The sequence below is a fragment of the uncultured Turicibacter sp. genome, assembly GCF_938044715.1.
GTDB classification, from domain to species: Bacteria; Bacillota_I; Bacilli_A; order MOL361; family Turicibacteraceae; genus Turicibacter; species Turicibacter sanguinis.
On sequence record NZ_CALIOS010000064.1, the window covers coordinates 1 to 21076 of the forward strand.

The window sequence follows — 21076 nt, forward strand, 5'->3', positions numbered from 1 at the left end:
TTTCCCCTTTTTCAATCCGATCCAAAATTTCATGTGTCTGTAAAGTAGTTTCCGTCGTTTGGTATCCGAGTGATTGAATGGTTTGGTCTAACATTCTTCGAACTGTTGGATAAGAAATTCCTAACTCTCGTTCAACTTCCTTAATATTCCCTCTATTCTTCAAGAAAATCTCAGCAAAAACGAGCAATTCTTTAGGTAAATAACTAAATTTATTCAAACGATACTGTCCATTCATTTGGGTTTTACAACATTGACAACTTAACTGTGTGACAAGTAATGATTGTTCGCAAACCGGACAAAATCCGAGTGTTTCATATTGCTTCAAATCCTTCACCACCTTTATTTGGTACAAATCATCACTTCATTCTCTTCTGATTTAATATGAATAAGATTAATCGGTGGATATCCCCTCATTAAATCTAAAAACTCACTAAATCCATCAATCACGATTTCTACCATTTCATTCGATTCTTCCGTCGTTGCCATGTGTTTTGTAATAAATCTCACAAAAGGTGGACAGATTTTTAACATTGCTTTAATCATTCCAAATCGAAGAGCAGGAAGTCGAATCACTTTACCTTCATCGATTATCCGTACTTTTATTTTCTTAGCACGGTATTCCAGCTTGTGCTGAGTGTCTTTTTCAATTTCTTTTATCGCTTGTTTAACAGTTATCCGCCCCTCTTCAATTCTATCTAATAAGTATAGATAGGACATCTATCTCCCTCCTTTTTACCATTTTATACCATTATCATATGTCCGATGTTAAAAAATTTCAATCTATAAATTAACAGTTTTAAAGATATAATTAAAAATATTGATTTTATTCTTAAAAATTCATAATCTCATACTGAAAGAAAAAAACTGTCGATTAAATCGACAGTTTTTTTAGTGTTTTTTGAAGATATTCATGACACCGACTACAATGGCACTTAACCATTTCGGTAATTTAATTGTATAAAATCTCATGTAGATCTCTCCCCCATGCAAAGGATAATTTAATTCTTTACACTATATGTTAAAAGTTAGGGAGATATAACTTAATTTTAACAGGATTTAAAAAACCCTTCATTCAATCTCTACTGTTTACCATCAATAAATATCCTTCATCAAATGAAAGACTAAACTTATCTGCTAATACTTCATTGCTTATACAGCGAATATCACCTTGAGTTAACTCATAATTAGTCAATGGATATTTAAGACCTCTAAGTGTTAATCCCTTAACCGTTGTCTCAAAAGCAAAAAATGAAATATATTGATGAGCTGGTCTTAAAAATTTATGATCGCCTCTTGAAAGTAAACATAGTGAGTTTGTTTGATCAACTATAAAAATACGTACTTTCGCTTCGCTAAACTGTAACAGAAGGCGAATATTAGCTAGTGTATGATCAATTCGCCCACCCATTGCTCCATAGATATAGATTTCGGTGACACCAAGCGAAATCGCATACTCAATAGCCACCTCTGTATCTGTTTCATTTTTTTCACACGGTAACTTAATTACCTTTGAACATAATTGTTGGATCTTTTGATAATCGCACTCTCCAATTGAATCGAAATCACCAATCGCAATGTCAGGTATAATTCCTTGATTAACTAAAACTAAGGCTCCTCTATCCACACCAATACTAATAGATGCGTCCTTTAAAGAAGCTTCATCAAACCAACCATTTGGGGCCCCACACATAATTTTAGCAATCATCATGATTATCCTTTAATTTTTTGAATAGCTAATTTGCGATCAGGTGCATTGAATACCGCTGACCCCGCTACAACAACATCTGCTCCTGCTTGTTCACACAAACGTGCTGTTTCTTCGTTTACACCACCATCAACTTCAATTAAATATTCATATCCAAACTCTTCTCGCCATTGGTTTAAAGTTGCAATCTTATTTAATGAATCAGAAATAAATGATTGTCCTCCAAATCCTGGATTAACCGACATAACTAAAATCCAATCCACATCATTTAAAACATGTTTAATCATTTCAAGCGGTGTATGAGGATTCAAAACAACCCCACAAGCAATATTATATTGCTTAATCAATTGTAACGTACGATGTAAGTGTCGGCATGCTTCAACGTGAACTGTAATAATATCCGCTCCTGCCTCTACAAATTCTTTAATGTATTGATCCGGTTCTTCAATCATTAAATGAACATCAAAAGGCAACGTTGTATGGGGACGAAGACATTTCACAATTCCTGGCCCTAATGTAATATTTGGAACAAAATGCCCATCCATCACATCAATATGGATATAATCTGCTCCTAATGCATCAACGCATTTTACCTCTTCTGCTAACATGGAAAAGTCAGCTGCTAAAATAGATGGTGCAATCTTTAACATTCCTTATCCCTCCAACAATTAATACTTTGGCTTTCTAGATTTTATCTCAGTTAAAAACTGTAAATAATTGTCATATCGACTAGACAATACTTCATGATTTTCTACTGCCCGTTTCACTGCACAATTTGGTTCAAATTCATGAACACATCCTCTAAACTTGCATTGGTCTGATAGTTCATAAAAATCTATAAAACATTCTGATAAATCTGTTGCCTCAAGTTGATCTAAATCTAATGAACTAAATCCTGGGGTATCAGCAATTAATCCACCACTTAACTTATGCAACTCAACGTGACGAGTCGTATGTTTCCCACGTCCTAATGCTTTTGAAATTTCATTTACTTGAATATCTAGAGTTTCATCAATTGAATTTAATAGCGATGACTTCCCAACGCCTGATTGTCCACAAACGACAATAATGCGATCTTTAATTAACTCCGTAATCGCTTCAATTCCAACTTGATTTCTTGATGAAGTCTCAATGACTTGATAACCAATCTGACGATAATAATCAAAAATAGGATCTAAAACCTCGTGTTCTTCTTTTGATAACAAATCAAATTTAGTTAATACGATAATCGGTTCAATACGATTCATCTCGATAACCGCTAAAAAACGATCGAGTAATTTAACGTTAAAATCAGGTTCTTTGACTGAAAAAACAACCAAAGCCAAATCAACGTTTGCTATAGGGGGGCGAACCAGTTCATTTTGACGATCTTCAATTTCCATGACATAGCCATTTCCATCTTCTTCAACTAAAAAACGAACTCGATCCCCAACAAGAGGCGTTATTTTTTGTTTTCTAAATAATCCTCGACTACGACATTGAATGATTTTTTTTGTCTCAACTTCTTCAACATAATAAAATCCACTTAACGCCTTTAAAATTATACCTTTTTTCAAACTATCACCTACTAAATGGCCAGTTTTCACTGACCATTTTCATTTTTATTGAGTTGAACTACTTGTTGTTGAACGACTCGGCTTTTTCGCCACGTATAACGTTACATCTGATTTTACTTTAACACGCGTTCCAATGGCAGGAGATGTTTTAAACACATCACCTTCTGTATAACTAGAATCTTTTGCGCTTTTTAATCCAATTGATTTTAATTCACTTTCAGCTTCATCAATAGTCATCGAGGCAACATCTGGTATTCTAACTTCTTCCGCTTTATAATGAGATGGCTCATAAATGATAATGTAATAGAAGAACATTGCCATTAATAAAAACACCGTATAAGCACTCAATAACGCTGTATTTAAAACGCCAAATTTCTTTTGTTTTTTGGTTTTTTTCTTTTTCGCCATTTCTTCTGATACCTCCTTATTTAAATCAGGCATCACCATCGTTTTTTCTAACTCCATCTCTTTAATCACTTCAGATTGTAACGGTTCATCCACACGATCTGATGCAAGTGCAGAATTTAATTCACGTAACAATTCTTCAACACTTTGATATCGTTCACTTGGTAGCTTAGCAGTGGCACGATGGATAATATTATCTAAACTATTCGGTAATTCCGGTATCACATCTTTAAGAGACGGCATCTCAGTTTCTAAATGCTGAAGTGCGATATTAACGGCTCCTTCACCTTTAAATGGAACATCTCCTGTCAACAATTCAAACAAAATAATTCCTAATGCATAAATATCAGAACGTTCAGTTGCTAAATTTCCTCTTGCAAGTTCTGGCGCTAAATAATGAACAGATCCCATGATCGTATTGGTTTGGGTAATATCCGCTTCGTTACTTGATAAAGCAATACCAAAATCCGTAATTTTTATAATTTGATCATCTGTAATCATAATATTTTGAGTTTTCAAATCACGATGAATAATATTATTTTCATGAGCGTAAAGAACCCCTTCTGCAAGTTGTTTCATTAAATGAACAGCAACTTCTGGACTTAATGCTCCATTTTCACGCAAATAATCTTTTAATGTTTTCCCTTTTACATATTCCATCACAATAAAAGGTTGCTGTTTATAATCGCCAACATTATAAACATGAACAATGTTAGGATGATCTAAGTTAATCACCTGAGATGATTCACGTTTAAATCGCTTAATAAATCGTTCGTCTTTTGATAACTCATAACGTAACATTTTAATCGCAACATGACGTTTTAACGTTCGATCATAGGCTAAATAAACATTAGCCATTCCGCCGTCTCCAATTAACATTTTAATATCATATCTTGAATTAATCGTTGTACCGATTATCATCTAGAGCAACTCCCTTCAAAGCACTCATATAAAGCAACTGATATATTATCAGTACCTCCATTTTCATTTGCCATTTGAATTAATGTATTAACTTTCTCATTCGTTGATAGAGGATTTTTAAGAACTTTTTCAATATCCCTATCCTCAACAAGTGAAGTCAGACCATCTGTACATAATAAAATAGCCTTCAGATCATAATTTTCTAATACTAAATAATCAAACTTCAAATCTTTGTTAACTCCTAATGCATTCATAATAATATTACGATGCGGGTGTGTTTTTGCTTCTTGTTCAGATAATTTTCCTTCTTCAACAAGCTTTCGAACAAAGGTATGATCTTTTGTGATCTGTCTTAAACCTTGGTGTGCTAATACATACGCTCTACTATCCCCGGCATGAGCAAATGCAATAAAAGACTTCGTTATAACCGTTACAATTACTGTCGTTCCCATACCATGAGAAATATGTTGCTGCTCAATGTACTGCAAAATATCTTGATTAATTTGATGCAAAACTAATTTAATCCACTTACGTAAATCTTCTGAATCATCAAATGAAAGTGTTTCATTAAAGGAATGTTCCACAACTTTAATGACCATCTCACTTGCAACTTCTCCTGCTTCATGCCCCCCCATTCCATCTGCAACCACCATAACGGTACAAAATGGATTTTGATAAATAGTCACGGCATCTTCATTGTGTGGTCTTACTTTTCCAACATCAGTCTTATAACACATTCGGTCCAACATTATTCTAAAGCCCCCTCCTTAGCTCTTAACTGTCCACATGCTGCATCAATATCACTACCTAGCTCTCTTCTGACTGTTACATTAACCCCACGTTTTTTCAACGTTTGTTCAAATTTTTCAATATGCTCAATTGGTGTACGATCAAATCCTCGTTCTGGAACATAATTAACTGGAATCAAATTAATGTGACAATTTAATCTTCCGACTAAATCTGCTAACTGATTAGCACATTCTACCGTATCATTCACATTTTTAATTAATCCATACTCAAATGTAATACGTCGATTAGTTTGTTTAATATAATACTTGACGGCTTCCATTAGTTTTTCTAATGGATAAGCACGATTAATCGGCATTAATTGGGTGCGTAGCTCATCTGTCGGGGCATGTAAAGAGACAGCAAACGATACTTGCGGATGTTGATCGGCAAAATTATAAATTTTAGGAACAATTCCACTCGTCGAAACGGTGATATGACGTGATCCAATATTCAAACCTTTTTCACTATTAATAATTTCAATAAACTTTGTTAGATTCTCATAATTTTCAAACGGTTCTCCAATTCCCATCACCACAATATGGCTCACACGCTCCTGTGATTCATCTAAATATTGTTGCACACGTAAAACCTGTGCCACAATTTCACCTGCTTGTAAATTTCGCTTTAATCCACTCAAGGTTGAAGCACAAAACTTACACCCAATACGACATCCAACCTGTGTTGTAACACATACCGAACACCCGTATTTATGTCTCATTAAAACTGTTTCAATTAAGTCTCCATCAGACAATTCAAATAAAAACTTTGTGGTCCCATCACTTGCCACTTGTTTTTTTCGCTCTTTTAATGTTGTGACATCAAAAGACTCTTGCATTAACCCCTTTAAATCCTTTGGTAAGTTACTCATTTCATCAATTGAAGTCACTCTTTTTTTAAATAACCAGTCAAAAATTTGATTAGCACGAAATTTAGGTTGTTTTTGCTCTTGTAACCAATTCTGCCAATCTTGTATATCTAAACTATAAATGGATTTCTTCTCCATAATAGCACCACCATTTCTATCTTTTAGAACTCTTTTAATTGAACGATGAATGACCTAGTCTTATTATCGTTTAAAAGTCTCATTTATAATCACAAAATTTCTCGTTTTAAACAAGCAATAAAGAAGCCATCCGTTTGATAATCCCCGGGAAATAATTGAACCATTCCAGTACTTGCTTGTTCGTTTAAAACTTCAGGTAAACGCTCCACTAATGTTTGATCTAATTTAAACTCAGGATGCTCGCGTAAAAACCATTCAACCATTTTATCATTTTCTTTACGATTGACTGTGCAAGTACTATACAATAAAGTTCCACCATATTTCACCAATGAAGCCACTGTCTTCAAAATTTCTTTTTGGATCGCCATCACACCATCTAAATCTTCAGGTTTCTTTGTTATTTTAACTTCAGGATGTCTTCTTAAAATTCCAAGTCCTGAACAAGGAGCATCAACTAAAACAGAATCAAAGCTTTCCGATGGATAACATTCTGTCAACTTTGTTGCATCTTGTAAATTCACTACAACATTTTTAAGCCCCAATCTTTTCACATTATCCTCAATCAATTTAATTTTATGAGGATAAATATCATGAGCATAAACCATTCCCGTCTGGCGCATCATTTCAGCGACATGAGTCGTTTTCCCACCTGGAGCTGAACAGGCATCTAACACTTTCGTGTGATGTTTTGGCTTTAAAGCTCTCGCCACTAGCATCGAGGATTCATCTTGAACATAAAACCATCCTTGTTCAAAAGCTTTTGTCTTAATGACATTCCCTTTTGTAATGACCAGTGCATCTGGACTTAAAAATCCATCTCGACACTGAATTCCTTCTTCTTCAAGTTTTTGTTTTAGTTCTTCTTTCGTTCCTTTAACACCATTAACACGAATTGTTACATTTACTCGCTCATTGTTTGCATTGGCCATTTGTTCTGTTTTTTCCATTCCAAATTGCTTTATCCAAAGCTTAATTAACCAAAGAGGATGTGACGTCTTCGTTGCTAAACGCTCGGCATCATCTTCAATTTCTTGTAAATTAGACAAAGGGTTACGCATCATTTCACGTAAAATAGCATTCACCAATTTACCGTTAAATTGACCACCACGCTTTTTAGCAATATTAACAGCTTCAGAAATGGCAGCATGCTCAGGAACACTATCTAAATAAAGAATTTGATAGAGTGTCATTTGTATCAAAATGCGAATCCACCCTTTAACTTTTCCATTAAAAAAAGGAGTTGCATAAAAATTCAATAGTTGCTGATGCTGTAAAGTTCCGTAAACCAATTCCGTCATAAAATTTTTATCCTGAATGGTTAAGTCACTTTTTTCAATCTGCTCATTTAGAGCATGATTGCTATAAGCACCATTAATTAAAATATCTGTTAATGTCTGCAAAGCCAATTCACGGGCATTTGCCATAATACCACTCCGTTCTCAACCACCGTGATGTAATTATAATTTGTCACTTTATATTATAACATAATCTATTAAAATTCATCTGTTATTTCCTCTACTTTTCACTCTTCCTTTAGGAATTTCCCTAATATTAAAATAAAAAAGCTGTTTCAATTTAGAAACAGCTTTTTTGTTTATTGTGCCTTATCAACAATTTTACGGCCAAAGTTTCCTTGGACTTGTGAACTTTGTAAGACATTTGTAAAAGAATGCGGATCCACTTCATTTAATAACTGAAGGGCAATATATAATTCATAACTTGAAACAACCATCATTAACAAACTACGATTCGTGTGGGTATAAGCTCCCTCTGCATTAATAATCGTAATTCCACGTCCAAGTCTTGCTTGCAATGTTTGAATAACTTCATCTTGCTTCGTCGTAACAATAAAGACAGTATAACTTTTGTGTGGAGTATGAATGCGATCAACCATTTGCATTTGAACAAACATAAGTAAAATGGTATATAGTGCAATTTCCCACCCTTGTAAAAATCCTGCAATGGTAATAATAATACAGTTAACATAAAATGAATATTGTCCAAATGAACCTTGTTTTTTCATTGATAAATATTGGGATAAAATATCTAGTCCTCCAGTCGAACCACCATATTTTAAAATGGTTCCACTACCAAGGGCATAAATCATCCCTCCAACTACAATATTTAATAAAACATCTTCAGAAAATGTTTTTTCAGGAATAACATTCAAACAAATGGTTAAGAACGTAACGGTATATAGCGTATGATAAGTAAATCTTTTTCCAATAAATTTATACGCTAATAATAATAAAGGAACGTTAATTGACCAAATTAAAAGCCCTAAATTAATTTTAATCCCTAAAGTACTATATAAAATTCGACTAACCAGCTGCGAAATACCAGTTACCCCACCCACGTATAACCCAGATGGATTGATAAACCAGTTAATTCCAATAGCAAATAAAATGGTTCCTACAGAAATAATCGCCAAGCTTTTAAGTTCTTTTTTAAATCGCTCTGATGTCAAAATATCCATACCTCATATCCTCCAACTCCATTTTGTCTCTCACCTCAAAATGGATAATTCATTTAACCTTGAGAAATTATAACATTTTTATTAGTAACTTTAAATGTTTAATTCATCGTTTTTTTTGCTATTTTTATCCATTTAAAATAGACTAAAAAAATCCCGGTAACAGAAAGAAAAAAACATATCTGCGCTGCAACGCCTCACAGATATGTTTTTTTAAAAAAGCTCTTATTAAATTTTCTTTTTAACAAAGTTTCCTTGGATCATCTCACTTCTGACCACATTCGTAAATGAATGTTCGTCAACAGACTTAATGATAGCTAAAACTTCATATAACTCATAACTTGATAAAACAAGCATCAACACACTCTTATTATTTTTCGTATAGGCACCTCGACCCTCAAGTACCGTAATTCCTCGATAAAGATGTTTTAAAATGGTTTCAATCATTTCTTCCTCTTTCGTCGTCACGATATAAAGTGTTAAATTCTGATGAATCGTATGAATTCGATCAACAACAACAGAAGTAATGTAAATACAAATAATTGTATAAAGAGCCGTTTCCCAACTTTGTGTTAAGCCCGCAATCAGGATAATAATAGCATTAATACTAAATGAATATTTTCCAAAAGATCCATCATATTTCATTGAAATATATTGAAAAATAATATCCATCCCACCAGTTGAACCACCAATCTTTAAAATCATTCCAATTCCAGCACCTACTAAAACTCCACCAAATACTGCGTTTAATAGGATATCTTCAGAAAATTGTCCAATAGGGACCATTTCAAGCATGACAGATTGAATCACAACTGCTACCATACTTAAAACGGCAAATCGTTTTCCAATTGATCGCCAAGCTAGATATAAAATCGGAATATTAAAGACAAATACAAGGGTCCCTAGACTCAATTCTATGCCTAATCCAGCGCTTAAAAACTCAATAATTAACTGAGCAATCCCTGTCAGACCCCCAGTATATAAATTGGCTGGTGTTATAAACATATTAATAGCTAGAACGATTAATAAATTTCCAATTAACATAATAGATAAGTTTTTAATCTTCACCGACAAAACTTCGTTTTTAATAAAATTCATTGACTGTACACTCCGTTGCTATTTTATTGTTCATTATCTTCCTTTAAATAGGTCCATCCTTCTTCTTGGTACACTTTTCCTTGTTTCATTAACGTTCCTAAAGCTCGCTTAAATGATGCCTTGCTCATTTTAAAAACGCGACGAATATCATCTGGTTCTGATTTATCATAAAATGGCATCGCTCCACGACGTGACATTAAATACTCCATGATCACATCTGCATCCTCAACAATAGCAAACTCTTTTTGTGGAATTAAAGAGATATTTAACTCTCCATTTTCTTTGACACGAACAACGCGCCCTTCAATCATTTCACCTAAACGTGGTTCTTCACGACGTTCACTTTCATGAATGAATCCCATGTATCCTTCTTCTGTGATGACATTTGTCCCAACTTTTCCAGTACGGATAACACGAGCTTTAATTTTTTTACCGTGTAATGATTGAGGCGCTTCATGTTTTACCCCACCAAATTCAGATGGACGAGCAATAATCGCAAATAAATAATTTGACAACGATTCTTTTAAATAACAATAAACATAATCTCCAACTTGAGGCCATAAATGTTTGTAAATTGGTAAATCTGATGGAGCAATTAAAATTTGTTTATTAATTCCGATATCGACGAAAATTCCTAATTCATCACGAACACTTACAACTTCACACCATCCAAACTGTTCAGTCGTCACTTTTGGTTCATGCATGGTGGCTGTTAAACGTTTCTTTGAATCGTAATAAACAAATACCTCGACCATTTGGCCTTCTTCTAATGGACGCGTTACCTCTGCTTGATGTAAAAAGTATTCTTCTCCATCAAGTGTTAATGTATAACCAAGTGGTGTTTGACGCTCCACTTTCATTTCATGAATTTTTCCTGCTAACATTTCATCACTTACTTTCCTTTTAAAGTCAATATATTATAACATGAGCCAATTTTAGAGAAAAGCAAAATAATTCGTTTTCTCGACGAGTTTTATAAAATAAGTTGACACTAACTGTCCTTAGTATCATCTTTTTTTATGAAAAAACTCAATAAAAACACCATATTCTCTAATTATTTTTATAATAAATAGATATATACTAATACTAAAACCAATCTAATAAGAAAAGGATGTTTTTTATGAATAAAACTTGTAAATACTGTCATCAACCGCTTAACAATCACTCAATGACGACAAAATTTGGTATTTTCTGTTGTGAGGAACATCTGAATCAGTATCTAAAAAACCTTAGCAATGAAGAATATATCCAATTACAACATTCTTTTTGTGTTTGTAGTGACGAAGATTAAAAAGGTTAGCTCTCTTTTGAGCTAACCTTTTTAATAAATGAATGTTTGTAACCCTAAAACGAGTAATCCGAGTAAAAATAAATGAACAGGATAGAACACGTAAAACATGTATTTATTAAATGGTCTTCCTTTTTGCCCATTATAGTCTTTTAAAAAGATCAAAGAAAACAGGCTAAATAACTGAGCGTTACACATGAGAAAATAGATGACTTGAAGACCTACTTCATAACCATTGCCTAGATGATCACTCATCAAAGAAGTTATCACACTCAGTTGGCCACCATAGAGTAACACATTTAAAATGATGAGCATAAGACTTAATCGCTTAAAATTATCAAAGCATAAATACATCACAAAAATCGTCATAATCCCATAAAAACCATAATCTGTTTGCATCATTTGTGCTAAAAATCCAAGCGCTACAATAAACAATCCAGGGATAAAATTTTTACTTTCATCTCTTGAAATATGATCGTATCCCCAAATGGCTAATAACCCCAGTCCTAGTGTAAAGAAAACATTTTGATGACTCATATCAACAAAAGAACCCGAAATTCCAAAATCAAAAAACGGCTCTGAAATAACTGCAAAAAGAGCTAATCGCAAAAAATATTTCTTCTTATTTGAGGTATGATAAAATCCATTCACAATTAAATACGCAAAAATTGGAAAAGCAATTCGACCGATGAGACGCATTAAAATAATCACGAGTTGAAACCAAAAAAACGACTCCAAACTTTGTCCATAAACAGATTGTAAACTAGTTAAAACAATCGCTGCAAAATGATCGATAAACATTGCCAAAATCGCAATTAATTTTAATGACGTAACAGTCAATCGCTGATTAACAAAACCAATCCCTTCTGCTTGATTCACCATTTCACTCACTTCATCACCACTTTCATTTTTTTCCATTATAACATATGAATCCTTTAATAACCACTAACGATAAAAAAACAGCCAACGGCTGTTTTTTCCCTTAATCTAAATCACAAACTAATTTTCCTTCTGATAAACTACGTCCGATTGCTTTTCCTAACTTTAAAACATCGACTAATTTTTCTTCATCTGGTTTAAAGCATAACTTAACTGGATCAATCATTTTTAATTTTAATTGTGTTAAACGAGCATGAACGTTATCCACGGCTTCTCCACTCCATCCGTAAGAACCGAATGCGGCTCCGAATTTTCCACCATGAGTCACTGGATTCATCGCTGTTAACACATCCCAAATAATTGGAACCGCATCTTTATTAATAGTCGTTGCTCCAATTGCAATCGCATCTGCTTGATATAAATCTTGTAATAATTGTTCTTTTAATTCAGGATAGCTTTTAATATCTAAATCATATAAACGAACTTCTACCGAAGGATTTACCATTAAAATTCCTTCTTTAATCGTTTCGGCCATGATTTTTGTATATCCATAAGCAGATGTGAATGGAATGACAACTAATTTATCCATTGAGAAGTTTTCAGTTGACCATTCTTTATAAATGTTCATAATTTCTTCAATTCGAGCATCAAGTACTGGACCATGTCCTGGACAAATCATTTTTATTTTATAGTTTGAAAGTGAGGCAATCGCTTTTAAAACATAGGTTTTAAATGGAGCGAAAATTGGATTATAGTAATTTAATAAGGCATCCATGTAGTCCTCATTTTTTGAGGCTGGTAATTTTGACATTAACACTTCATCAAAGGCATAGTGACTACCAAATGAATCACAAGTAAATAAGATTTCTTCTTCTACTAAGTAGCTATAAATCGTATCTGGCCAATGTAAGTTTGGTGCTGAAATGAATTTTAAGGTACGTCCGCCTAAATCTAATTCATCATTCATTTTAACCGCTTGTGATTTAAAATCAATGTTTACGATATTGCGTAAATAACGAATCGCTACAGCTGATGCAATAATAGTCAAATTAGGATTTAATTTAATTAACTTTTCAATTGATCCAGCATGATCAGGCTCTGTATGATGAACAATTAAATAATCAATTTTATCAATTGATACTAATCCTTCAATCTTTTTTAAATAGTCGTCGAAATAAGGCGCTTTCACTGTATCAAATAAAGCGACCTTTTCTTCTCCTTTTACAAAATAAGAGTTATAAGATGTCCCGTATTTTGTTTCCATGACAACATCGAATACTTCAAGATCATGGTCTTGAACACCAAGCCAATAAACATTTTCAGCAAGCTTTAAGCTTTCCATAAATCGATCTCTCCTCCATTAAATAAGAAGTTTTTAGGTAGATTATCTATCTATTCTATTTTAACATACTAACCTTTTATCCCCAACTTATATGCTCTTAAAATTATGACTTCTCGCTAGTTCTCCTATCACCTAGGTGTTCGCTCATCAGATTTTTTTAAAGTATGTCCCTTTTATAGAGATAATCATCTATTCAAATGGGTTCCGTCAAATTCTTTCTTTATTTAAATCAACAGGACTGCATTCATCTCCTCTTTTTAAATCCAATGGGGATAAGTCTCACTCACTACGATTAGTCTAACCGACAATCTTTAAATCTAATTGATTGACATCAACCTATTTTAACTCTTCCTACTTTGAGACCATCATCGAAACGTTTAGAATGCTAAACTCCTCTCTAAATTAAAAAACTAACTCAAACAAATGTCTGAGTTAGCCCCCATTTTTTTATAATTTTGTTGGTTCTGGGTATTCTACCCCTTTAGTATCTACAGATACTGATTTCATCATTTGTCCAATAACAGGTTGATCTAAGTGGTTACATTCAACACTCGCAATTTGATCCACCACATCGATTCCTTCAATGACTTTACCAAATGCTGCATAGCTTCCATCTAAGTGTGGAGAATCTTTATGCATAATAAAGAATTGTGATCCTGCAGAGTTTGGAACGTTTGTACGAGCCATAGAAATAACACCACGTTCATGTTTTACCGGATTATCAAATCCATTAGATTTGAATTCACCTGTGATGCAATATCCAGGTCCACCAATTCCAAGACCTTGAGGGTCTCCCCCTTGAATCATAAAGCTACGAATAACACGGTGGAAAATCACTCCATTATAAAACCCGCTATTTGCTAATGAAATAAAGTTATAAACTGATTGAGGTGCTACCTCTGGATATAATTCAATTTTCATGATCGAACCATTTTCCATTTCAATTGTTGCAATCGGATTTGTTTCTTTTGAGTAGTCTGTTTGTCCTACGTAAGTTTTAGACATGAGTCATACCTCCAATAATTAATTAAATTTCTTTCCAACTTCAATTGGATGAGAGCCGTTTAAAAGGCTCGCTACATCCATGCGTTTTTTACCTGAAATTTGGATATCTGTAATTTTTAACCCTGCATGATCACCACATGCAACAACAATTCCATCTTTTTCGACTTTAACAATCGTTCCAGGTTCTGCATCATATAAATGATTATTCGGTTCTGCCCACCAAATTTTAACGGCTAAATCGTCCAATTGAGTAAAGGCAACTGGCCATGGATGAAGTCCACGAACTTGATTATATAATGTCGTCGCTGGTTTATACCAGTCGATACGTTCATCTTCACGTTTAATGTTCCAAGCAAACGTTGCTTCTTCATGATTTTGAGGCGTTGCTTCAATTTCACCTGCTAAAAGTTTAGGTAAAGTTTCTTTTAAAAGCTCTGCTCCCGCTACACTTAATTTTTCGAACATACTTCCTGTATGGTCTTTTTCACCAATTGGAACAACTACTTTACTAATCATGTCCCCTGTATCCATTTTAACATCCATATACATGATTGTGACACCCGTTTCAGTTTCACCATCAATAATGGCCTTATGAATAGGGGCTCCACCACGATATTTCGGTAATAATGAGGCATGAACATTAATGCATCCATGTTTTGGTGCATCTAGTAAAATTTTTGGAATAATCTGTCCAAAAGCAGCTGTCACAATTAAATCTGGATTCCACGCTAAGACTTGATCATAATCTTCTTTAATTTTCTCTGGTTGAAAAACAGGGATACCGTGTTCCATTGCTTTTTGTTTAACAGGCGTTGGCGTTAGGATTCGCTTACGTCCAACTGGTCGGTCGGGTTGAGTAACCACTCCAACTACTTCATATCCTTCACGGATGATAGTTTCTAATACCGGGACTGACAAATCAGGTGTTCCCATAAATACGACACGTGTCATGGTGTTCCTCCTCTTATGACTTTAAAACGAGATGCTCCCTAACTCGATTTTAAAGTAACTACTTCTCATGTTGTATAAACGATAAACATAGACTCTAAATATTATTACCATATCTAAAGGTATTTTACTACCTTCTTTCATCATTTTTTGATTAATTAAACTGATTTGGATAATAATCTAAGCTCAAACTCACGACATCTTCACTAAAATAGACTAATAATTGACCTAAAATTTGATGAAGCATCGGTTCTCTTTTATATTTAATCATAAAGTACATTCTAAAACGTTGATTTAATCTTCCCACATAGGGCATGGTTGGACCAATAATAGCACAACTCCCTCCTAAGTGAGTTCGCAAATATTGATTAACTTTATCACACGCTAAAATTAAGGCATTGTAATCTTCACTGCTTAACATGACACTTGCTAAATAAAAATACGGCGGATACCCGAATCGACGACGCATCATCATCTCTTGTTCGTAAAAAGCATGATAATTTTGATTAACGACACATTGCATAACATAATGATCAGGACTGTACGTTTGAATTAAAACTTCTCCTTCTAATTCATGACGACCCGCTCGTCCTGCGACCTGAGTTAGTAATTGAAACGTTCGCTCCGCTGCTTTAAAATCTGATAAATGCAACATTAAATCCGCCGCTAATACACCAACGAGTGTCACATCAGGAAAATCCAACCCCTTACCAACCATTTGTGTTCCAATTAAAATATCCGCTTCTTTCTTTTCAAAGGCCGCAATAAGTTCTTGATGTGATCCTTTTTTCGACGTCGTATCCACATCCATTCGCATAATTCGCGCTCCTTCAAATTGGGCACTTAAATATTCCTCTACTTTTTGTGTTCCAAGCCCAAAAAATCGTAATTCTTCACTTTGACAAGCTGGGCAACGGTTTAAGACAGGTGTTTCATAGCCACAATAATGACATTTTAAACGATGGTTGGGTTTATGATAAGTCATTGATACATCACAATTTGGGCAATTAACCACTTCACCGCATTCACGACATTGCATAAAGTTTGAATACCCTCGTCGATTTAAAAGCAAGACAACTTGTTGATTTTTTTCAAGACGATCACGAATGGCTTCTTGTAAACGATCACTTAAAATAAAGGTCTCAGCTTCTGTTTTTTGTTCCCTCATATCAATGAGTTCAACCCGCGGTAAAGTTGCAGTTTTAACCGCTCGTTTTGACAAAGTCAATAACTGATAAACACCCTTTTGAGCTCTGGCAAATGACTCTAAAGAAGGCGTCGCACTCCCTAAAACGACAGGACACTGATGTATTTTTGCTCTTTGCTTGGCTACTTCAATCGCATGATAACGTGGTGATTCTTCCTGTTTATACGTGGCTTCATGTTCTTCATCAACAATAATAATCCCAATCTCTTGAAACGGCGCAAAAATAGCAGAACGGGCGCCAACCACAATTTGAACTTCTTGTTTTAAAATTTTACGCCATTCATCATACTTTTCGCCCATTGAAAGTGCACTATGCAAAACAGCCACTCGATTTTGAAAACGACTTTTAAAGCGTGATGCAATTTGCGGTGTTAGCGCAATTTCAGGCACTAACATAATCGCCTGCTGCCCCCTTTTAATCACATTTTCAATCATTTGAAGATACACTTCTGTTTTCCCACTTCCCGTAATTCCATGTAATAAAAAGACCTCAGAGGAATGCGAGGCACAAGCTTTTACAACAGTATCTACTGCCAATTGTTGCTCATCATTTAAGGTCAATGCCGTCGTCACTTCATGAGTTTGCGAAGCAAAAGGATCTCGATAATCCTCCACCTCAATCTCTTTTACCACTCCTTTATCTACTAACGACTTCACAATTGCACTTGAAACATGAAGCGATTCGATCAGTGATTGCTTTTGCACTGGCATTTTAGATTGCAATAAATACTCAATCACCATCTTTTGCTTAACCGCTCGATTAAACGCATTAGAATCGATATCGGATGCAGTGAGCATCAAATACTTCGTCACTTTTTTCCCAAGCTTATCCTTCACTTCGTAGACTAATTCGACTTCACGATGCTCAATAGCTTGTTTGATATCACGCCAGTACGTTTTAGGGATTGCCTCATAATCTAATATTTTTGATGTTTGAAATAATGCATCAAGACTTGGTGATAAATGCTCCGTTAAGCGAACCAACTTCTTTTTATATTTCGCCCGCATTGCATTGGGAATCATGGCTTCAAAACATTGAATCATCGTACTGCCAGTTTCCTTACTTAATGAAAGTCCAAGCGTTCTTAACTCTTCATTTAAAACCGGGACCACATCAATCAACTCTTTAATCGGTCTCACTTTTTCTAATTGTGTGCTCTCTTTTAATGAAATGACAAATCCCATAATCGTTCTGGGTCCAAAAGGGACTAACACACGCACACCTGGTTGAATGATTGTTTCTAACTCTAAGGGAACTTCATAATCAAATATTTTATTAACCGCTTTGTTTTTAATATCGACCACGACTTCTGCAATCAAATTCATAACCTCCCTTAGCCATTTTTAATATTATATTATACCACATCACCTTAACTTCAATATATAAACCAACATGTAATTCATTGTTTTGTAATCACACTTGGTATTTAAATTCAATTGATACTAACATTACCAATAAGGAGACCCTAATCTCTCGAAAGAGAGAACTATTTAACATGTGCGCCCAGTGATTGTGGACTGTGCTTTGCACCACTGGGGCCTGCCCCACCAATGGTGGAATTAAAACGTGTGGGGGCCCGCCCCACCAATGGTGGAATTAAAACGTGTGGGGGCCCCACAAACAAAAAAACCTTAGCGAAAGCTAAGGTCTATTCTTCTTTTAACTCGAAATCAACAACATCATAAAGAATTTCTTCTAAAGCAACCCCAACTGGTTTTGCACATTTTGCTGTTGGTAACCCATCAACATAATCTAATTGTGATTGGTTTTCATCAACGATTTGGCGAGCACGTTTTGCTGCAATATAAGCAATTTTATACTTTGAATCGACTTTATCTAATAATTTATCAATTGATGGATAACGCATTCCTGACATAATTATTCAACCTCCACAATATTTTTATTATAATATTCTAAAACACGATTACTACGTGAGTGTTCAGCTTCAATAATCGCCATAATTCGATCGCGAGCATTTTCAACCGTGTCATTAATCACAATATAATCATACTCGTGAGCTAATCCAATTTCAGCTTCTGCTTTTTGCATACGTTTATTGATTACATCCATCGCTTCCGTACCACGCGTCATGATACGATTACGAAGTTCATCCATACTTGGAGGAGCAATAAAAATAAAGCATGCATCTGGTTTTACATTTTTAACTTGAAGGGCACCTTGTACTTCAATTTCAAGTACAACATCTTTTCCTTCATCTAATTTTTGGTTTACATAATCAAGTGGTGTCCCATAGTAGTTCCCTACGAACTCTGCCCACTCAAGTAATTGACCTTGATCAATTCTATCTAAAAACTCTTCTTTTTCTACGAAGAAATAATCCACACCATTCTGTTCTCCAACACGTGGCTTTCTTGTTGTCATTGAAATTGAGTATTCCAAGTTATGGTTTTCTTGTTCGAATATTGATGCGCGCACAGTTCCTTTTCCAACGCCACTAGGACCTGATATGACTATTAGTACGCCTTTTTCTACTAATCTCATGCATTCACTTCTCCTTAAACTTTCATTTCACTATCATAGCATGAATTGAAATAAAATAAAATAGCTCAATAATTTTTTTGTCATAAATTCCACGCAAATCTTTATAAATCATTTTAGACATCTTTTATAAAATTAAAACCACAATAAGTTTATTATTAGAAATTTCACTTGTTTTTATGTCTATGCTTTTAAAAAAATGATATACTTTTCATAAATCAATATGTTTAACGAGGTGATGTTTTAATGGCTTTTGACGGACTCATGACAAAGACGGTCGCTAATACGCTAAAAGAGCAATTAGTAGCTGGACGTATCAATAAAATTTATCAATTATCCAATCATGAAATTTTAATGCAAATTCGTGCCGGTGGAAAAAATCAAAAATTACTATTTTCAACGCACTCAACTTATGCACGACTTCAACTAACCAAATCAGATTATCAATATCCCGATGAACCACCAATGTTTTGTATGTTCTTACGTAAACATTTAGAGGGTGGGATTATTTATCACATCGAACAAGTTAATGACGATCGTATTATTAAATTTACGATTCGTCATATGAACGAACTTGGGGATCAAATGATTAAGTTCCTCTATATCGAAATTATGGGAAAACACAGCAATTTAATCTTAACGGATGCAAATCATCGTATTTTAGATACGATTAAGCATATCTCTCCATTGGTGAACCGCTATCGTTCTTTACAACCTGGGGCGACCTATATTTTACCACCCACACAAAATAAACGGGATCCATTTGAAGTCAATGCGAAACAATTTGAAGAGCTTATGAATCCCGATGAACGTTATGATAAACAGTTAGTCGCCCACTTTGCTGGCCTTTCTCCTCTTATTGCGCGCGAAATCATTTATCGATCTAACTCTGAGAAAGTGACTGATTTATTCAACGCCTTCCAAAATGTGATGCAAGAAATTAAATTAAAGCCAAGTCCTCACGTCATGATTGGTGAAAAAGAATCTTTCTATTTAATTCCCCTTTACCATCTTGAAGCACAACTCATACCTTGTGAAACACTTTTTGATATGTTTGATCGCTTCTATTTTGGAAAAGATGAACGGGATCGAATTAAACAACAATTCTTTGACATTGAACGATTTATTAAACAGGAATACGATAAAAATATAAAGAAATTAAATAAATTAAACGAGGAATTAATTCAGTCTGAAAAAGCAGATCAGTATAAAATTCAAGGTGAATTAATTTTAGCTAATCTTTATCAAATTGATCGTGGTTCAAGCACAATACGTGTTCAAAATTTCTATTCAGAACATCTAGAACCGATGGATATTCAATTAGAACCGATGCTATCGGCTTCCGATAATGCCCAAAAATATTTCCAAAAATATAACAAAGCTAAAAATGCTGTAAACTATATTTTAGAGCAAATCGAATTAACCGAAGTTGAAATTTCATACTTTGAAACACTGTTAATCCAAATCGAAACGGCCTCATTAAAAGATGCTTACGAAATTAAAGAAGAGCTTGAAAATGCCGGTTATTTACGCAAACGCCAAACAAAAAAACGAAAATCAAATGGAAAGCCAAGTATCGAAAAATACTTATCATCAGATGACGTTGAAATTTACGTTGGAAAAAACAATTTACAAAATGATTATCTGACACATAAACTGGCTCGTCGCCATGAGTGGTGGTTCCATGCGAAAGATATGCCTGGATCTCACGTTTTAGTTCGTAGTGATGCAGATGAACTTTCTGAAACAACCATTCGAACAGCGGCGCAACTCGCCGCTTACTTCTCAAAAGGACGTCTCTCATCAAGCGTTCCAATTGACTACACACGCGTTCGTCATGTTAAAAAAATTCCAGCTGCACATTTAGGATTAGTCACCTATGAAAATCAAAAAACAATCTACATCGATCCAGATGAAGCCTTCATTATGAATTTAAAAAAATTAAAATAAGAAAAGG

The 21076-nt window shown here is 34.4% G+C and carries 22 protein-coding genes; 2 read left to right on the forward strand and 20 right to left on the reverse strand.

The genetic code is table 11. The features are described from left to right. The 13 genes from QWC74_RS06970 to QWC74_RS07025 form a co-directional block, all read right to left on the reverse strand. Window positions 1-325, reverse strand: a 325-nt coding sequence (locus QWC74_RS06970) for a DUF2089 domain-containing protein (RefSeq protein ID WP_288993957.1), incomplete at its 3' end; no start/stop codon positions are given. Window positions 326-339: 14 nt separating this feature from the next. Beyond that, window positions 340-717: a hypothetical protein gene (locus QWC74_RS06975; protein ID WP_006783247.1), complete on the reverse strand. Its 378-nt coding sequence runs from the start codon at window positions 715-717 to the stop codon at window positions 340-342. 171 nt (window positions 718-888) lie between these two features. Then, window positions 889-969 (reverse strand): stage V sporulation protein SpoVM, encoded by an 81-nt coding sequence (spoVM, locus tag QWC74_RS14825; protein WP_081448223.1) that lies wholly within the window; start codon window positions 967-969, stop codon window positions 889-891. Between the two features lie 103 nt (window positions 970-1072). Then, complete coding sequence (locus QWC74_RS06980; protein WP_006784058.1) at window positions 1073-1705, reverse strand: thiamine diphosphokinase; 633 nt, start codon at window positions 1703-1705, stop codon at window positions 1073-1075. Window positions 1706-1710: 5 nt separating this feature from the next. After that, entirely contained in the window at window positions 1711-2355 is a 645-nt protein-coding gene (gene rpe, locus QWC74_RS06985; RefSeq protein ID WP_006784057.1) for a ribulose-phosphate 3-epimerase, read from the reverse strand. Window positions 2356-2373: 18 nt separating this feature from the next. Next, the gene (gene rsgA / locus QWC74_RS06990) at window positions 2374-3261 is read right to left on the reverse strand and encodes a ribosome small subunit-dependent GTPase A (RefSeq protein ID WP_006784056.1); all 888 of its coding nucleotides are present in this window, start codon (window positions 3259-3261) and stop codon (window positions 2374-2376) included. Between the two features lie 45 nt (window positions 3262-3306). Beyond that, the gene (gene pknB, locus QWC74_RS06995; RefSeq protein WP_288993958.1) at window positions 3307-4587 is read right to left on the reverse strand and encodes a Stk1 family PASTA domain-containing Ser/Thr kinase; all 1281 of its coding nucleotides are present in this window, start codon (window positions 4585-4587) and stop codon (window positions 3307-3309) included. Beyond that, a complete protein-coding gene (locus QWC74_RS07000) occupies window positions 4584-5336 on the reverse strand; it encodes a Stp1/IreP family PP2C-type Ser/Thr phosphatase (RefSeq protein ID WP_006784053.1) in 753 nt (250 codons plus the stop codon). Before QWC74_RS07000 ends, pknB begins: the two co-directional genes overlap by 4 nt. Continuing rightward, window positions 5336-6379, reverse strand: a complete 1044-nt coding sequence (rlmN, locus tag QWC74_RS07005) for a 23S rRNA (adenine(2503)-C(2))-methyltransferase RlmN (protein ID WP_006784052.1) — start codon at window positions 6377-6379, stop codon at window positions 5336-5338. Before rlmN ends, QWC74_RS07000 begins: the two co-directional genes overlap by 1 nt. 89 nt (window positions 6380-6468) lie before the next feature. After that, on the reverse strand, window positions 6469-7803 hold the full coding sequence (rsmB, locus tag QWC74_RS07010) for a 16S rRNA (cytosine(967)-C(5))-methyltransferase RsmB (RefSeq protein WP_288993959.1): 1335 nt from the start codon (window positions 7801-7803) through the stop codon (window positions 6469-6471). A gap of 170 nt (window positions 7804-7973) precedes the next feature. Then, window positions 7974-8855 (reverse strand): YitT family protein, encoded by an 882-nt coding sequence (locus QWC74_RS07015; RefSeq protein ID WP_006784050.1) that lies wholly within the window; start codon window positions 8853-8855, stop codon window positions 7974-7976. Between the two features lie 225 nt (window positions 8856-9080). Next, window positions 9081-9950, reverse strand: a complete 870-nt coding sequence (locus tag QWC74_RS07020; protein WP_006784049.1) for a YitT family protein — start codon at window positions 9948-9950, stop codon at window positions 9081-9083. Between the two features lie 23 nt (window positions 9951-9973). Beyond that, window positions 9974-10834, reverse strand: a complete 861-nt coding sequence (locus tag QWC74_RS07025; RefSeq protein ID WP_006784048.1) for a S1 RNA-binding domain-containing protein — start codon at window positions 10832-10834, stop codon at window positions 9974-9976. Between the two features lie 236 nt (window positions 10835-11070). Here QWC74_RS07025 and QWC74_RS07030 point away from each other — a divergent pair, with 236 nt between their 5' ends. Continuing rightward, window positions 11071-11241, forward strand: coding sequence for a hypothetical protein (locus tag QWC74_RS07030; RefSeq protein WP_006784047.1), 171 nt, complete (start codon window positions 11071-11073; stop codon window positions 11239-11241). A gap of 30 nt (window positions 11242-11271) precedes the next feature. Here the strand turns inward: QWC74_RS07030 and QWC74_RS07035 are convergent, their stop codons facing one another. The 7 genes from QWC74_RS07035 to gmk all read right to left on the reverse strand — a co-directional run bounded on the left by QWC74_RS07035 (window position 11272) and on the right by gmk (window position 19122). Then, window positions 11272-12156 (reverse strand): TraX family protein, encoded by an 885-nt coding sequence (locus QWC74_RS07035; RefSeq protein WP_006784046.1) that lies wholly within the window; start codon window positions 12154-12156, stop codon window positions 11272-11274. A gap of 64 nt (window positions 12157-12220) precedes the next feature. Further along, a complete protein-coding gene (locus QWC74_RS07040) occupies window positions 12221-13459 on the reverse strand; it encodes an FprA family A-type flavoprotein (protein ID WP_006784045.1) in 1239 nt (412 codons plus the stop codon). A 447-nt stretch (window positions 13460-13906) separates the two neighbouring features. After that, window positions 13907-14464, reverse strand: coding sequence for a peptidylprolyl isomerase (locus QWC74_RS07045; RefSeq protein WP_006784044.1), 558 nt, complete (start codon window positions 14462-14464; stop codon window positions 13907-13909). 18 nt (window positions 14465-14482) lie between these two features. Beyond that, on the reverse strand, window positions 14483-15415 hold the full coding sequence (gene fmt / locus QWC74_RS07050; RefSeq protein WP_288993960.1) for a methionyl-tRNA formyltransferase: 933 nt from the start codon (window positions 15413-15415) through the stop codon (window positions 14483-14485). Between the two features lie 151 nt (window positions 15416-15566). Further along, on the reverse strand, window positions 15567-17945 hold the full coding sequence (priA, locus tag QWC74_RS07055) for a primosomal protein N' (protein ID WP_040763827.1): 2379 nt from the start codon (window positions 17943-17945) through the stop codon (window positions 15567-15569). A 323-nt stretch (window positions 17946-18268) separates the two neighbouring features. Beyond that, a complete protein-coding gene (gene rpoZ / locus QWC74_RS07060) occupies window positions 18269-18496 on the reverse strand; it encodes a DNA-directed RNA polymerase subunit omega (RefSeq protein ID WP_006784041.1) in 228 nt (75 codons plus the stop codon). A 2-nt stretch (window positions 18497-18498) separates the two neighbouring features. Beyond that, window positions 18499-19122 carry a guanylate kinase gene (gene gmk / locus QWC74_RS07065; protein ID WP_006784040.1) on the reverse strand — a complete coding sequence of 208 codons (624 nt, stop codon included), beginning with the start codon at window positions 19120-19122 and terminating at the stop codon, window positions 18499-18501. Window positions 19123-19365: 243 nt separating this feature from the next. Between gmk and QWC74_RS07070 the strand changes: the two genes are divergently transcribed. Continuing rightward, on the forward strand, window positions 19366-21069 hold the full coding sequence (locus tag QWC74_RS07070) for an NFACT family protein (protein ID WP_006784039.1): 1704 nt from the start codon (window positions 19366-19368) through the stop codon (window positions 21067-21069). Window positions 21070-21076: the final 7 nt, after the last annotated feature.

What these genes read in the sequence shown, in the direction of transcription:
- pknB (WP_288993958.1), bottom strand. Translation starts at nt 4,587, where the DNA reads ATGATAATCGGTACAACGATTAATTCAAGATATGATATTAAAATGTTA.
- rpe (WP_006784057.1), bottom strand. Translation starts at nt 2,355, where the DNA reads ATGTTAAAGATTGCACCATCTATTTTAGCAGCTGACTTTTCCATGTTA.
- QWC74_RS06975 (WP_006783247.1), bottom strand. Translation starts at nt 717, where the DNA reads ATGTCCTATCTATACTTATTAGATAGAATTGAAGAGGGGCGGATAACT.
- QWC74_RS07040 (WP_006784045.1), bottom strand. Translation starts at nt 13,459, where the DNA reads ATGGAAAGCTTAAAGCTTGCTGAAAATGTTTATTGGCTTGGTGTTCAA.
- spoVM (WP_081448223.1), bottom strand. Translation starts at nt 969, where the DNA reads ATGAGATTTTATACAATTAAATTACCGAAATGGTTAAGTGCCATTGTA.
- QWC74_RS07035 (WP_006784046.1), bottom strand. Translation starts at nt 12,156, where the DNA reads ATGGAAAAAAATGAAAGTGGTGATGAAGTGAGTGAAATGGTGAATCAA.
- rsmB (WP_288993959.1), bottom strand. Translation starts at nt 7,803, where the DNA reads ATGGCAAATGCCCGTGAATTGGCTTTGCAGACATTAACAGATATTTTA.
- QWC74_RS07045 (WP_006784044.1), bottom strand. Translation starts at nt 14,464, where the DNA reads ATGTCTAAAACTTACGTAGGACAAACAGACTACTCAAAAGAAACAAAT.
- QWC74_RS07020 (WP_006784049.1), bottom strand. Translation starts at nt 9,950, where the DNA reads ATGAATTTTATTAAAAACGAAGTTTTGTCGGTGAAGATTAAAAACTTA.
- priA (WP_040763827.1), bottom strand. Translation starts at nt 17,945, where the DNA reads ATGAATTTGATTGCAGAAGTCGTGGTCGATATTAAAAACAAAGCGGTT.
- QWC74_RS06980 (WP_006784058.1), bottom strand. Translation starts at nt 1,705, where the DNA reads ATGATTGCTAAAATTATGTGTGGGGCCCCAAATGGTTGGTTTGATGAA.
- QWC74_RS07015 (WP_006784050.1), bottom strand. Translation starts at nt 8,855, where the DNA reads ATGGATATTTTGACATCAGAGCGATTTAAAAAAGAACTTAAAAGCTTG.
- rpoZ (WP_006784041.1), bottom strand. Translation starts at nt 18,496, where the DNA reads ATGTCAGGAATGCGTTATCCATCAATTGATAAATTATTAGATAAAGTC.
- rlmN (WP_006784052.1), bottom strand. Translation starts at nt 6,379, where the DNA reads ATGGAGAAGAAATCCATTTATAGTTTAGATATACAAGATTGGCAGAAT.
- gmk (WP_006784040.1), bottom strand. Translation starts at nt 19,122, where the DNA reads ATGAGATTAGTAGAAAAAGGCGTACTAATAGTCATATCAGGTCCTAGT.
- QWC74_RS07000 (WP_006784053.1), bottom strand. Translation starts at nt 5,336, where the DNA reads ATGTTGGACCGAATGTGTTATAAGACTGATGTTGGAAAAGTAAGACCA.
- QWC74_RS07030 (WP_006784047.1), top strand. Translation starts at nt 11,071, where the DNA reads ATGAATAAAACTTGTAAATACTGTCATCAACCGCTTAACAATCACTCA.
- fmt (WP_288993960.1), bottom strand. Translation starts at nt 15,415, where the DNA reads ATGACACGTGTCGTATTTATGGGAACACCTGATTTGTCAGTCCCGGTA.
- QWC74_RS07070 (WP_006784039.1), top strand. Translation starts at nt 19,366, where the DNA reads ATGGCTTTTGACGGACTCATGACAAAGACGGTCGCTAATACGCTAAAA.
- QWC74_RS07025 (WP_006784048.1), bottom strand. Translation starts at nt 10,834, where the DNA reads ATGTTAGCAGGAAAAATTCATGAAATGAAAGTGGAGCGTCAAACACCA.